Source organism: Algoriphagus oliviformis, assembly GCF_017254915.1.
Lineage (GTDB): Bacteria > Bacteroidota > Bacteroidia > Cytophagales > Cyclobacteriaceae > Algoriphagus > Algoriphagus oliviformis.
Window position 1 is genome coordinate 257,098 of the sequence record NZ_JAFKCT010000003.1, and the last position, 14,073, is coordinate 271,170.

Genomic DNA, 14,073 nt, shown 5'->3' on the forward strand with positions numbered 1-14,073 from the left:
CAAAAATTACTGTTCGAACAATGGAATTTCGACCAAGACTCTCGTCCCTTCGTTTTTGGTACTCCACACCTGGATCTTCCCGCCCATCAGCTGCACGAGGTTTCGGGTGATGCTGAGTCCGAGGCCTGTGCCTTCATAAAGCCGGTCATTGCCCTTGCTCTCCTGCTCAAAAGGATCGAACATCCTGCTCTGAAACTCCTCCGAAATACCCACGCCTGAGTCGGTCACCTCCAGCAAAAGTGAGTCATCCACACGCTGGCAGGTCACGGAGACAGTGCCTTTCTCGGTGTATTTGATGGAATTTCCAAGCAGGTTGTTAAGGATCATTTCCAGAAATCTTCTATCCACATTAGCATGCCCCGCCGTGCCCAGAAACTTGAAATCCAGCTTGAGCATTTTGCGGGAGGCGGCAGCCTTGTGCGGCAGGATGATGGCCTCCAAAAACTCCCTGACATCCGTATTGGTGTACACCACCGGCATCTTGTTCGCTTCGATCTTGGCGATGTCCAACAGGGAATTGATCGTACCGAGAAGCCTCTCCCCGCTCTGGAGGATGATATCCAACTGGGAATGGAGCTCGGGGTCTTTTTTCCGGCTCATCTTGATATGCTCCGCCCCGCCTATGATGCCGTTGAGCGGGGTGCGGATCTCATGACTGATGTTGGAAAGAAGGCTGGTCTTGAAGCGGCTGGCCTCCTCAGCCTTTTCCTTGGCCTCCATCAGCTTGTTTTGCACCGATTTTTTGGCCGAGATATCCTTGAATACCGACAGCACGAGCGAGCGCCCCTTGTAGTCCCCCTCCAGCATCACAGAGTACACTTCCATCTCCAGTACTCCGGTCTTCCACTGGATGGGCGTCTCGATGGACATGCCTTTGCCCGGAGAGCGGCGGACATGCTTCAGCAATACCTCCAGATAGAAATCCTGCCTGTCTTCATCCTGAAACAGAACGGAGATCGGGCGTCCCTCCAGCTCTTTGACCGAGCAGCGCATCATGCCGGCAAAGGCCGGATTCACGGTAAGAATCTCCTCCCCCTCGAGAGTCAGGAGCATGCCGTCCTGGGAGCTCGCCCACACGTTCTTAAACTGCTGCTCGGCGATGACCTTGCGCTTGCTCTCCTGGTCCACCGCGGTACGCAGGACGCCGAGGTTTTGGAGCTGTCTGTAAAACCGGTTGATCAAAAAGCCGATTGCCAGTAGAAACAGAATGGCCAGTACCACAAACCAGACCTGTAGGTAAAAAGGAGGATTGACCTCAAAGACCTCCGAGCTTACCGTTTCGGAGAAGTCTTCCCCGTCATAGGAAGCCTTGAGCTCAAAGGTGTACTCTCCCGCCGGAATGTTGCTGAAATAAAGCTGGCTGGAGCCGGGCTTTTTCAGTACGGTCCAGGCGGCGTCTTCAGAGTCCTTGAGCCGGTAGTGGATCCATAGCTCACGGGCTTCATTGAATCCGGCAGCCATGAATGACACCTCGAGGAGATTTTGGGAATAGGGTACTTTTGCTCCCTCAGCACCCAAAATCTCCTGATCGCCCAGCTTGACCGAGGTCAGGTACACCTTGGGCGTGCCGGTCGCATAGACCCCCTCATCTGGGAAATAGATCGAAAGCCCCTTTTGGGTGCCGATCATCACCCTTCCGGAGGTTGATTCGATCATCGCCCCCCGGTTGATCTCATCGCCGACCAAGCCGTTTTTGTCATTGTAGTGCCTGACCCTGCCATTTCCCAGGACAAAAACCCCATTGTCAGTACCCGCCCAGATCTTTTCCTCCCGGTCCTTCATCAGCGCAAACACGGAATTGGTGATGGATTTGTCCTGATAGAGGTAGTATCCGAGATAGCCCTCCCGGTACACCTTTAGGCCAAATTCGGTCCCGATGAGGACGCTTCCGTCATTGAGTTCCAAAAAGTCATAGCCTTCGGCCAAAAGATAGCGTGGGCTTTCGATGATGGGGTAGCGATTTTCCAGCTTGCTCGCCCTGAGCACGATGATTTTGCCGTTTTTCAGCTTTCCCGCTTTGCGGAAAAAAACCGGCCTCTCTTTTAGCAGAGAGTCGATTTCCTGTGTCAGTTCACGAGAATAGAGCTGTCGCCCCCTGGCGCTGAGCGGCGCGATGAAGACCCTTTTGCCCGACGCCACGAGGACGCTGTCGCCCACCACCTGCACTGAGGAAATGCCGGCATCCGCGGGAGGAGGAATGAGCGAAACGGACTCCGTCCGACGGTTGAATATCCCCACTCCGCCCCAGTTGGAAGAAAACCAGACCCTTTCCTCTCCTTCCTTGGAAAAATTGAAGATCCTGTGGTTGGGCAGCCCGTTTTTGAAAGAATCCTTGTAGATGGATTTGATCGCCCCTTGGCTGAAGATCTGTAGGCCGTTGTTGAACCCGAAGAGAAAACGGCCCTGTCCCAGGTCAGAAATCGCCGTGAGCTCTTCCCCGAGAAACTCGCTGACTTCCGCTCCGTAGTTTTGGAAGACCTGGCTGTTGTTGTTTGCCAGGCCACGGCTCGTGCCGACCCAAAGAATACCCTCCCGATCGATGAAGATGGTCTGGAGATAGATCGTGTTAAACTGGCTGGAAAGGTCTATGAATACCGGTCGGTTTCGGGACGGGTTGTACTTCAACAGATGGGAATTAAAGTGGAACAAGACATTGTCCCCCCAAAACTCCAGGGAAAGAAAGTCGTCACCCTCCACCATCGCCTCCGTGGAAAAGTCGCTGCTGACGATCTCGGTGGGAAATTCCGCCTTGGGCCCTTTGGCCAGGAAATCCTCGCCCAGAAAATAATATTCGCCCGTAGTCGGGGATTTCTTCACCATGGCCGGCGGCGAAGGCAAGGGTACCCCCCGGTACTCAAAGGCCTCCAGGCTGTCGTTTTTGAACTTGAAGGTCTTCCGCTTGAAGTTCAAAAAGATCTCGCCCGAGTCGTCGAGCACAGAGCTCAGCCTACCGGTCTGCGCAAAGTCCCGAGGGATACGGCGCTTTTCGACCTCTCCTTCTTTCCAATAGAAGAGCTCATGGCCCGTCTCCACGAAATAGTATTTTTCCTCCCCGGTGCCCATGGGAAAAAATCGGATCGCAGAGGAGTAGCCCCCTCCCTCTGACTTGGGGAAGTCCACTTCCTGCCACCCTTCCGGACTGGACTGAAAAAACAAGGGCGCACCCACCGCATTGTACAGCCACATGATCCCTTCCTCGTCTTTCAGGATCGAAATCCGGTAGTTAAACCTCTTGACCAGCGTGTCGGAGAGCTCGTAGCTCTGGATACCGTCTGAATATACCACGCCCCTGGCCGTGGCAAACCACATACGGCCAAGGGAGTCCTGCTCCATTCCCAGCACGTTTTGAACCGGAAGTCTGACTCCTTTGGGGTTGGTGTTGAACTTGAAACTTTGGCCTACAGCCGAGGTGTGGGCTAGCCAAAGGCCCAGGGTGAGCAGAAGAAAAGTCCGGGATATCCGACCTAACATGAAACGAAAATAGGAAAAGATTCTTCAAGCCAAATTCCCCCGAGATTGTTTAGCATTTCTTTTGTCGGCGGGTGGTTTCTTTTATTTTTGTGCCAAACTTTAAAAATCGAAGCATGAGTGTACTAGTCAATAAATATTCCAAGGTAATCGTACAGGGTTTTACCGGATCTGAAGGCTCCTTCCACGCACAGCAAATGATCGAATACGGTACCAACGTAGTCGGCGGCGTGACTCCTGGCAAGGGCGGTTCTACCCATTTGGAAAGACCTGTTTTCAATTCAGTAGAGGAGGCAGTGCAAAAGACTGGTGCGGATGTTTCCATTATTTTTGTTCCACCGGCTTTCGCGGCAGACGCGATCATGGAAGCTGCCGACGCAGGCATCAAGGTGATCATCACCATCACTGAGGGCATTCCGGTATCCGACATGATGACTGCTAAGCCATATATCAAGGAAAGAGGCTGTGTCCTGATCGGTCCAAACTGCCCTGGTGTCATCACTCCGGGAGAAGCCAAAGTTGGCATCATGCCAGGTTTCGTCTTCAAATCCGGCCGTGTAGGCATCGTATCTAAATCTGGCACCCTGACCTACGAAGCTGCAGACCAGGTAGCCAAAGCGGGACTCGGCGTATCCACTGCCATCGGCATCGGAGGTGACCCGATCATCGGCACGTCTACCAAGCAAGCCGTAGAACTACTGATGAACGACCCTGAAACCGACGCCATCGTGATGATCGGTGAGATCGGAGGCAACTATGAGGCTGAAGCTGCACGCTGGATCCGCGAGACTGGCAACAAAAAGCCGGTAGTAGGATTCATCGCCGGGCAGACTGCCCCAGCAGGACGCAGAATGGGCCACGCCGGTGCGATCATCGGTGGCGCTGACGACACCGCCGCTGCCAAAATGCGCATCATGCGCGAAAACGGCATCCACGTGGTGGACTCTCCCGCGGAGATCGGCGTGACCATGGCCAAGGCTTTGGGCGTGACTGCGTAAGAACAAAAGTTATTGAGTTAACCTAATTCAGTTATAAAAGGAACCGCCTCGGACAAAACCCGGGGCGGTTTTGTTTTGGCACGGAAAGAAACCTAAACACTTTTTGTATTTTCAGTCCATGCAGGCTCCACGCGCTTTTGTCTCAGACCAGTTTTACTCCAAGAAAATCCAGGAACTGAATGTCCGCAGCATCCGCGTGGTGTCGCCGGAGGACAGCATTCGCCTCTGTGCCGAAAAGATGGCCGCCGAGCAGGTCAGCTGTCTTTTTGTCGGAGACAGTAAGGAGAAGTTGATCGGCTTTGTCACGGACCTGACCCTCCGGGACCGGGTCTTGGCCAAAGGCCTGTCCCCCGACCTGCCGGTCAGGCAGATCATGGAAACGGAACTGGTCAGCATCGGCCCGGAGGCCTCCCTGGTCGAAGCGCTGCTGCTGATGTTCCAGACCAAGGCGAGGTATCTGCTCGTGAAAAACCAAGAAGGCTATCTCGGCTGGATCAGCCGCACCAAAGTCCTCACGGAGCAGAGCCAGGGGCCTTTCATGTTTATCCAGTCCGTCAAGGAAGCCCGCCAGATCTCCGAGCTCGCAGAGAAGTGGGCGCGCATGCCCCAGCTCATCCACCTGCTGATCAGCCGGGGAATGAAAGCCGCGCTCGTCAACCAGATCATGACCACCGTGGCCGACACCATCACCCAGCGGGTCATCGAGCGGGTCATCAAGGAGATCGGGCCGGCACCGGCCAAGTTTGTCTTTTTCGTGCTGGGCAGCGAAGGGCGGGGCGAGCTCACCCTCAAAACCGATCAGGACAACGCCATCATCTACGAGGACAAGGCCAATGAGCACCGGGAGGAGGTCAGGGCCTACTTTCTGGATTTTGCGACGCGGGTATCCACGGCACTCGACAGCATAGGCATCGTCTTTTGCGAAGGCGAGCTGATGGCCATGAACCCCAAGTGGACCCACTCCCTCTCCCACTGGAAGCGCAACTACGACACCTGGATCTCTGACGCATCCCAGGAGACGGCGATGAACTACTCTACGTTTTTTGACTGCCGAGCCATCTTCGGGGAGCTCTCGCTGCTAGACCAGCTCCAGGAGTACATGGGCATCCTGCTGGAAAAAGCCCCGGAACGCTTCTACATCAACCTAGGCCGAAATGCGCTGCAGTACCAGGCACCCCTGACTTTTTTCAGAAAAATACGAAGCGAGGAGATCGATGGGGAAAAGCAACTGAACCTGAAGCAGACCATGCGCCCCATCGTGGACCTCGCCCGGGTCTATGCGCTGAAGTATAGGATCTTCGCCACCAACACCACCGAACGCATCAACGCACTGAAGGAAAAGGGCGTTTTCACCTCCAAGGAAGCCCAGGAACTCACCCACGCATTCGACTACCTGATGGGCCTAAGGCTGGAAAACCAATCCCACTCCATCCTGGACCAACAACGCAAGCCCAAAAACTACCTCAAACTGAAAGACCTCACCAAAGTGCAGCAAGTGACCCTTATTGAGATTTTTAAAGTTATCGAAGAATTCCAGGCCAGAATAAAGATTTCTTTTACCCGAAGTCTATAATTTCACCATTCCTCAAATACTTTCATAAATTTTTTATAAAAGTTATTTTTTATTTACCGAACTTTTTTATTTTTGTCATGAAGAATAAATTACCGAAGTAATAGGTAGAAAATCGCCAAAATTCGGAAACTGACTTCTTTTTGAAATATAATTCGGTAGACCGGAAATTTCCCGCTACAGAAAAACCGAAAACAACGAATCTTAAAACAATAAATCTTACATCACTAAACTGTCTCACCAGTATGCTCAGTAAGTATCCTCTCTCCGACGTCGAAAAAGCATTTCTAGCCGAATCCGGAGTAGACAAAATCTCCACCCTGATCCCTTATCTTACCGTCGACAACTTCCCCAAGCTTGGACTGTTGACCGCGTGCCGCTTTTTGGAATGGGCAGCAGCCAATCCCAAGGGAGTGATCAGCTTGCCGACTGGCAAGACCCCGGAATTTTTCATCAAGTGGACCCAATACCTGCTCGAAAACTGGGACAGCAAAAAAGGCAAGGAAGTCCGCGAGAAATATGGCCTTGGCGCTACCCCAAAGCCGGTTTTGAAAGATTTGACCTTTGTGCAGATCGATGAGTTTTATCCGATCTCTTCCAAGCAGCACAACAGCTTCTACGACTACGTCAACAAATTCTACATCCAAGGCTTTGGGCTGTCCAAAGAAAACGCCATCCTGATCAACTCCGACGAGATCCCCTTGGCCAATGGCCTGCACTTCAGCGAAGTATTTCCCGATCTCCGCGTAGACCTTTCGCTGAGATTCCGCGACCCGATCAACGAGCAGGAAGCCATCCAGCAGAAGTCCATCTACATGATAGACCAGTGGTGCGGCGAGTACGAGCAGCGTATCCGCGACAAGGGCGGCATCGGCTTCTTCCTCGGCGGTATCGGCCCCGACGGACACATCGCCTTCAACACCCGCGGCTCGCATATCTTCTCGGTCACCCGACTGACCGACACCAACTTTGAGACCCAGGCCGTCGCTGCCGGTGACTTGGGCGGTATCGAGGTATCTGCCAACAGACTGGTCATCACCATCGGTCTCGACACCATCGTGTACAATCCCGACGCCGTCGGCATCATCATCGCCGCTGGGGAAGCCAAAGCAGGCATCGTGAAGGAATCCCTCGAGACTCCGCTGAACAACGTATACCCTGCCACCGTACTTCAGAAGCTAAAAAATGGCCGATTCTACCTCACCAAGGGAGCTGCCGTCAAGCTGACCGACTCCGTGGATGCCTACTACCAAAAAGGCGAGTGGACCTTTGAGAAGACCGAGCGGGCAGTACTGGAGCTTTGCAAAAGACTCCACAAGTACGGCCACCGCATCAAAATCGAGGACCTGAAGGCCGACAAATACACGAAACTCATCCCAGGACTCAACGAGGACACCGTCAACCAAGTGATGAAGGCCGCCGAGGCAAAGCTGGCCAAAGGCCTGGAGCAGGAAAGCAACGAAGTGCTGCTCCATACCGGGCCACACCACGACGACATCTCCCTGGGTATCCTACCCCATATCACCAACCAGCTCAACGAGCCGAGCAACGAGGCGCACTTCTCCGTGCTGACCTCCGGCTTCACCGCGGTTACCAACTCCTTTGTGATCGACACCCTGCAGACCACCAAGAAATTGCTGGACGAGGACAAAATCCAAATGGTCAACTTCGAGGACTTCTTCGAAGTAGGCTACAGCCTGAAGACCGATAAGGACGTCTACCACTTCCTGACCAACGTGGCTTCTGAAAATCCCGACGCACGCAAGCGAGGACTTTGCCACCGAGTGGTACGTGCGCTCGTGATCGTCTATGGAGTGAAAAGCAAGGCCCAGCTGAGAGAAACCATCAACGACGTCATCAGCGTACTGAAAAACTCCTACGACGGCGAGAAAAACCCGGCTAAGATCCAAAAGCTCAAAGGGATGATCCGCGAGTTTGAAGAGGAGCTGGTATGGGCACACTTCGGCGTGCAAGTGAAAAACGTACACCACCTCAGACTCGGCTTCTACACCGGTGACATCTTCACCGAACAGCCGGACAAAAACCGCGACGTAGAGCCTATCGTGGACATGTTCCGCAAGATCAAGCCTACCAAAATCAGCTTGACGCTGGATCCGGAAGGATCCGGTCCCGATACGCACTACAAGGTACTGCAGGCTACCGCCGAGGCAGTGAAGCAGTGGGGCAAAGAGCACGACACCAGCAACCTGCGCATCATCGGCTATAGAAACGTATGGTTCAAGTTTGAGCCGCACGAGGCCAACGTGATCGTGCCGGTATCCCTGGGCGACATGTCGGTGATGGAGGATTCCTTTGCCAACTGCTACCTGAGCCAGGTCAACGCCTCTTTCCCAAGCTATTCGCACAACGGGAAGTTCAGCACCGTAGCCAAGCGTATCTGGGTAAACCAGCTCAACGACATTCAGCTTTTGCTGGGCAAAAACTACTTCTATCTGCATGAGCGCGCCAAAGTGAGAGCCAGCCACGGCTTGATCTTCTTCCGCGACATGAGCGTGGACGAGTTTTTGGCCACCGCCAGAGAATTGGAAAAATCAATCGAGGGCATGCTGTAAGCCTGTCGAAACATCATAAACTGCCGGGAAAGCGGCCGGGAAATTCCCGGCGGCTTTCTGCGTTAAACCTATCAACCAAAGATCAATAGACAATAGCGAATGGAAAAAGCCATTTTAGGACTGGACATCGGAGGAACCAGCATCAAAGGCGGGGTTCTGGTCAAAGGACATCTCGAAGACATTCGCTCTATCCCCACTCCTGCGCTGGAAAGCAAGGAGCATATCCTGGAGACCATCGCCTCCTTTATCGACTCCTACTCCCACTACGACTTCGTGGGCATAGGGATCGGGATACCGGGACTGGTGGATTCCCGCGAGGGGATCGTCCTGGGGCTGGCAAACATCCCCTCCTTCCAGCATGTAGAGCTGAAAAAGTTTCTCACGGAGCGCTTTTCCAAGCCTGTTTTTGTCAACAACGACGCCAACTGCTTTGCCATTGGCGTGCACAAATATGGGGTGGGAAAACCCTACAAAAACCTGGTGGGCATCACGCTCGGCACAGGTGTGGGCGGGGGGATCGTGATCAACGGACACTTGTACTCGGGTACTTTCTCCGCCGCCGGTGAGTGGTGCAGCGCACCCTACCTGGAGCACAACTACGAATACTACTGCAGCGGAAAATTCTTCCACAACGTCTACCAGAGCAAGCCAAAGGCACTGGCCAAACAGGCCTTGGCTGGCGACCCGGAAGCCGTGCGGGCATTTGACGAATTTGGACACCATCTCGGGGAGCTGCTGAAGATGATCATGTATGGACTGGCTCCGGAAGCCATCGTCTTGGGCGGATCTATCCGCAAGACCTACCCGCTGTTCAAAAAGTCCCTCTTCAAATCCCTGGAGAGCTTTGCCTATCCTACTGTGCTGGAAAACCTGAAGATCCTCATCTCCGAGCTCGACGAGACTGCCATCCACGGTGCCGTGGCTTTGGTGGACGTAGAGCAGGACATGGTCGAAGTATAAAAAATTAAAGTTGGTTTAGTTAGTCAAAAAGGGCGGTTTCGTAGAGACCGCTTTTTTTCATTTTCCGGGAAGTTCCCGGCTTATCAGCCGAAAAAACGGAGATCTTCCATTTCCGGCTATCTTTATCCCCATGCAATCCCCATCCACACTCAAAGTAGCCCTGGCCCAGCTATCCCCCGCATGGCTGGACAAGGCGGCCACCCTCGAAAAGGTCAAAACCGCCATCGCCGCAGCGGGCGAGCAGGCAGCCGAGCTCATCGTGTTCGGGGAAGGTCTGGTCCCTGGCTATCCCTGGTGGCTCTCCCTCACCCATTCCTCCGCATGGGATGACCGGATCCAAAAAGAAATCCATGCCCACTACGCCCGCAACGCCGTCCAGATCGAAAAAGGAGACCTCGCCGACATCCAGGCTTTGGCACAAAAACACCGCATCGCGATCTATCTCGGCCTCATCGAGCGGCCGATAGACCGGGGCGGCCACAGCCTCTATTGCTCGCTGGCGTACATCGATGCCCGGGGGAAAATCTGCTCGGTACACCGCAAGCTGCAGCCAACCTATGAGGAGCGCCTGACCTGGGCGCCGGGCGATGGGCACGGCCTGCAAGTACATCCGCTCAAGGACTTCACCGTCGGCGGACTCAACTGCTGGGAAAACTGGATGCCTCTCGCCCGAACCGCGCTCTATGGACTGGGAGAAAACCTGCACATCGCGGTCTGGCCTGGAGCCGTCCGGAATACCGAAAACATCACCCGGATGATCGCCCAAGAGAGCCGATCCTTCGTCATCTCCGTCTCCAGCCTGATGCGCAAAAGCGACTTTCCGCCAAATACCCCACACCTGGATTATATCTTGGAAAACTGCCCCGAAGTCCTGGCAGACGGTGGCAGCTGCATCGCCGGCCCGGATGGAAAATGGATTTTGGAGCCCCAAGCGGGCAACGAAGGACTTTTGTTCGAGACGCTGGATTTCAACAGGGTTTTGGAAGAAAGGCAAAACTTCGACCCGGTGGGCCACTATTCACGACCCGATGTCCTAAAGCTCTCAGTGAAGCGGGAGCGACTCCGCTCCGCCGAATACGAATAGGCTAAAAAGATGAATTTTCGGATAGAGAATCGGCCTTTCCCATTCTCCATTGGACTTTTCGGCTATTTTTAGGGGCTGAAGCCAAACCTATGGAGCGAACCTTGTCTTTTCGGGGACTATTCCGAATCAGCAGACCGATCAACCTGCTGCTGGTCGCCTTTGCCCAGGTGATGGCCGCGCACTTTCTCGTGCAGACGACGGCCGCCGGACTTCCCGTATGGCAGGACTACCGCCTTTACCTGCTGGTCTTTTCCACGGTCATCATCACCGCGGCAGGCTACATGATCAACGACTACTACGACGTGAAGATCGACTACGTCAACCGACCCGAAGAGGTCGTCGTCGGCAAGGGCATCAAGCGACGGGTGGTGATTTTCCTGCACACCATCTTCAACTTTGCGGCCATAGGCCTGGGCTGGCTGGTCGCTCCCCGTGTCGCGGCGGTGGACTTCTTCGCCTGCTTTCTGCTCTGGCTCTACTCCAACCGACTCAAGCGGGAGCCTTTCGTCGGCAACCTCACCGTGGCCTTTCTGACTGGGCTTTCCGTGTACCTGGTGGCCTTCTACTACCAAAAATCCGAGCTGCTCGTCCTCACCTATGCGATTTTCGCCTTTTTCCTCAACCTCATCCGGGAGATCATCAAGGACATTGAGGACCGGCCAGGCGACCGCAAGCATGGCTGCCGCACCCTCCCCATCGTGATCGGATTCCGCAGGACCAAGCAGGTGATATTCCTCATCGCCTTTGGCTTCGTCTGCGCGATTCTCGCGGTGACTTTCAAGATCAACAACCCCGTCCTCTTTATCTACTTTGGGATTCTGGGCCTTGCATTCATGTGGTTTATGTGGCGAATCTACCAAGCCGACCGCAAGCAGCACTTCACCCGACTGAGCGCCATCGCCAAGATCCTCATGCTCGTCGGCACGCTGAGTATGGCGTTTTTGTAAAAAGTACAAAGTATCAAGTACAAAGTAGGATCGGCCTCTGGAGACCCGACAACCAACGCAATTTTTCAATTTTGAATTTTTTTTAATTTTCCAATCGTTTCCCAGCAATTCCCTACCAAATCACTTACTTTCATGCAAATTTTTCAAAGATGCTGGATTCCAAGACCCTGGTAGTAAAAATCGGATCCAATGTCCTCACCCAATCCAACGGCCTGCCTGACCTGGAGCGGATGGAGCATTTGGTCACCCAAATCCAAGACCTGATCGCCTCGGGCAAGAAAGTCGTGCTCGTCAGCTCGGGCGCGGTAGCCTTTGGCCGCCAATCCATCTCCCTGCCCGGTGGCCTCAATCCCGTCTTCAAAAAACAGATCTGGGCCTCCACTGGCCAGATCCAGCTGATCAACCAGTACCGGGAGCTCTTTGCCAAGCTCGGACAGCCCATCGCCCAGATCCTGGTGACCAAGGAGGACTTCCGCGACAGGAAGCACTACCTCAACATGAAAAACTGCGTCGAGGCACTCCTGCAGCAGGGCATCCTGCCCATCATCAACGAAAACGACACGGTCACCATCACCGAGCTGATGTTTACCGACAACGACGAATTGGCCAGCCTCACCGCCGCCATGATCAATGCGGACACGCTCCTGCTCCTGACCAACGTGGATGGCATCTTCACCGGCAACCCGGCCGATCCCAGCTCCGAACTGATCGAAAAAGTCGCCTCCTCCATGCCGGAGGTCTCCAGCTACATCTCCGCCACCAAGTCGGCCTTTGGGCGGGGTGGCATGCTGACCAAGTACGCCATGGCCAAAAAATCCGCCGGTCTCGGCATCCAAGTCCTTATCGCCAACGGCAAGCGGGACGGAGTCCTGACGGACTTCAAAGACAAAAGCCTACGCTGCACTTGGTTTGAACCCAACAAGTCCAAACACGCCGCCATCAAGTGGCTGGCCCATGGCGCGCACTACTACAAGGGCGAAGTCACGATCAACAAAGGGGCAAAGGAATCCCTCACCTCCTCGGTCATTCGCAGCCTGCTGCCCGTGGGCATCACCGGCATCACCGGCGAGTTCTCCAAAGGCGACATCCTCCTGATCCGGGACGAAGAAAACAAAAAAGTCGGGCTTGGCCGGGCGGAATACGCCTCCAAGATCGCCCAAGAGCTGATGGGACTCAAAAACCAAAAGCCCCTGGTCCACTACGATTACCTATACCTATTTGACCATGAGTGAGTACCAAAGCCTATTCCAGCAAGTGAAGCGGTCCAGCCGCAAGCTGGCGGGCATTTCCGCCGAAAAAACCGAAAGCGTCCTGCGCGACTTGGCCACCTTGGCCGTGGAGCGTATTCCTTTTCTTTTGGAAGAAAACCAAAAGGACCTAGCCCGCATGGACTCCGCCAATCCCATGTACGACCGTCTGCTCCTGAGCGAGGCGAGGATCAAAGGGATTGCCCAGGAGATCCTGCAGGTGAACGGCCTTCCTTCTCCGCTTGGGATCAAGCTGGAGGAGAAAACCCTGGAAAACGGCCTGCTTCTCAGCAAGGTCACCGTACCGCTGGGAGTCATCGGCATCATCTACGAGGCCAGGCCCAACGTGACTTTTGACGTGTTTTCCCTAGCCCTGAAGTCCGGCAACGGGCTGGTGCTGAAGGGCGGATCGGACGCGGACTTTTCCAACCGGGCCATCATCCGACTGATCCATGAGGTGGTGGAGAAAAATGGCCTGCCAAAAGAGGCTTTCCAGCTCCTTCCGGCCGACCGTGCCGCTACCAAAGCCCTGCTCGAAGCCATGGACTACGTGGATGTGATCATTCCCCGGGGCTCCCAAGGGCTGATCGACTTTGTGCGCCAAAACGCCAAGGTGCCCGTGATCGAGACCGGCGCAGGCATTGTACACACCTACGTGGACGAAAGCGCCGACCTGGCCAAGGCCAAAGCCATCCTGCACAACGCCAAGACCCGCCGTCCCAGCGTCTGCAACTCCCTGGACTGTCTGATCCTGCACGAGAGCCAGCTAGCCCAGCTGCAAGAGCTGATCCAGCCCATGCTGGATAGCGGAGTACAGGTCTTTGCCGACGAGCAGGCTTTTGCTTCTTTGGAAAAAAACGAGCTGGTCCAGCCTGCCCTGCCCGAGCATTTCGGGACGGAATTTCTCAGTCTGAAAATGTCCGTCAAGACCGTGCAAAACCTGGACGAAGCACTGGACCATATCGCGGCCTATTCCTCCCGTCACTCCGAAGCCATCGTCTCCGAAAACCAAGACCATCTCGACCGATTCCTGCTGGAAGTGGACGCCGCCGCAGTCTATGCCAATGCCTCCACCGCCTTCACCGATGGCAACCAGTTTGGGCTCGGTGCGGAGATCGGCATCAGCACCCAGAAGCTCCACGCCCGCGGCCCCATGGCCCTGCGCGAGCTGACCAGCTACAAGTGGGTGATCCGGGGTGCCGGACAAACCAGAGTTTAAGCCAAAC

At 54.6% G+C, this 14,073-nt stretch carries 9 protein-coding genes; 8 read left to right on the plus strand and 1 reads right to left on the minus strand.

The window, feature by feature from the left end:
* Positions 1–6: 6 nt before the first annotated feature.
* Positions 7–3,471, minus strand: a complete 3,465-nt coding sequence (locus tag J0A68_RS09310; protein ID WP_206577937.1) for a sensor histidine kinase — start codon at positions 3,469–3,471, stop codon at positions 7–9.
* Between the two features lie 113 nt (positions 3,472–3,584).
* On the opposite strand from J0A68_RS09310, the gene sucD reads away from it, so the two are divergent.
* The 8 genes from sucD (at position 3,585) to J0A68_RS09350 (ending at position 14,066) form a co-directional block, all read left to right on the plus strand.
* The gene (gene sucD, locus J0A68_RS09315) at positions 3,585–4,466 is read left to right on the plus strand and encodes a succinate--CoA ligase subunit alpha (protein WP_206577938.1); all 882 of its coding nucleotides are present in this window, start codon (positions 3,585–3,587) and stop codon (positions 4,464–4,466) included.
* Positions 4,467–4,584: 118 nt separating this feature from the next.
* Complete coding sequence (locus J0A68_RS09320; protein ID WP_206577939.1) at positions 4,585–6,039, plus strand: DUF294 nucleotidyltransferase-like domain-containing protein; 1,455 nt, start codon at positions 4,585–4,587, stop codon at positions 6,037–6,039.
* A gap of 242 nt (positions 6,040–6,281) precedes the next feature.
* On the plus strand, positions 6,282–8,609 hold the full coding sequence (locus J0A68_RS09325) for a PIG-L family deacetylase (RefSeq protein ID WP_206577940.1): 2,328 nt from the start codon (positions 6,282–6,284) through the stop codon (positions 8,607–8,609).
* Positions 8,610–8,708: 99 nt separating this feature from the next.
* Positions 8,709–9,569: an ROK family protein gene (locus J0A68_RS09330; protein WP_206577941.1), complete on the plus strand. Its 861-nt coding sequence runs from the start codon at positions 8,709–8,711 to the stop codon at positions 9,567–9,569.
* A 130-nt stretch (positions 9,570–9,699) separates the two neighbouring features.
* Positions 9,700–10,653: a carbon-nitrogen hydrolase family protein gene (locus J0A68_RS09335; protein ID WP_206577942.1), complete on the plus strand. Its 954-nt coding sequence runs from the start codon at positions 9,700–9,702 to the stop codon at positions 10,651–10,653.
* An 89-nt stretch (positions 10,654–10,742) separates the two neighbouring features.
* The gene (locus J0A68_RS09340) at positions 10,743–11,600 is read left to right on the plus strand and encodes a geranylgeranylglycerol-phosphate geranylgeranyltransferase (protein ID WP_206577943.1); all 858 of its coding nucleotides are present in this window, start codon (positions 10,743–10,745) and stop codon (positions 11,598–11,600) included.
* A gap of 149 nt (positions 11,601–11,749) precedes the next feature.
* Positions 11,750–12,832, plus strand: coding sequence for a glutamate 5-kinase (proB, locus tag J0A68_RS09345; RefSeq protein WP_206577944.1), 1,083 nt, complete (start codon positions 11,750–11,752; stop codon positions 12,830–12,832).
* Positions 12,825–14,066 carry a glutamate-5-semialdehyde dehydrogenase gene (locus J0A68_RS09350; protein ID WP_206577945.1) on the plus strand — a complete coding sequence of 414 codons (1,242 nt, stop codon included), beginning with the start codon at positions 12,825–12,827 and terminating at the stop codon, positions 14,064–14,066. The genes proB and J0A68_RS09350 overlap by 8 nt, the downstream gene beginning before the upstream one ends.
* Positions 14,067–14,073 lie beyond the last annotated feature (7 nt).

Excerpts from the sequence above, each read along its gene's own strand:
- J0A68_RS09340 (WP_206577943.1), top strand. The coding sequence starts at position 10,743 with ATGGAGCGAACCTTGTCTTTTCGGGGACTATTCCGAATCAGCAGACCG.
- J0A68_RS09330 (WP_206577941.1), top strand. The coding sequence starts at position 8,709 with ATGGAAAAAGCCATTTTAGGACTGGACATCGGAGGAACCAGCATCAAA.
- J0A68_RS09335 (WP_206577942.1), top strand. The coding sequence starts at position 9,700 with ATGCAATCCCCATCCACACTCAAAGTAGCCCTGGCCCAGCTATCCCCC.
- J0A68_RS09325 (WP_206577940.1), top strand. The coding sequence starts at position 6,282 with ATGCTCAGTAAGTATCCTCTCTCCGACGTCGAAAAAGCATTTCTAGCC.
- J0A68_RS09350 (WP_206577945.1), top strand. The coding sequence starts at position 12,825 with ATGAGTGAGTACCAAAGCCTATTCCAGCAAGTGAAGCGGTCCAGCCGC.
- proB (WP_206577944.1), top strand. The coding sequence starts at position 11,750 with ATGCTGGATTCCAAGACCCTGGTAGTAAAAATCGGATCCAATGTCCTC.
- sucD (WP_206577938.1), top strand. The coding sequence starts at position 3,585 with ATGAGTGTACTAGTCAATAAATATTCCAAGGTAATCGTACAGGGTTTT.
- J0A68_RS09320 (WP_206577939.1), top strand. The coding sequence starts at position 4,585 with ATGCAGGCTCCACGCGCTTTTGTCTCAGACCAGTTTTACTCCAAGAAA.
- J0A68_RS09310 (WP_206577937.1), bottom strand. The coding sequence starts at position 3,471 with ATGTTAGGTCGGATATCCCGGACTTTTCTTCTGCTCACCCTGGGCCTT.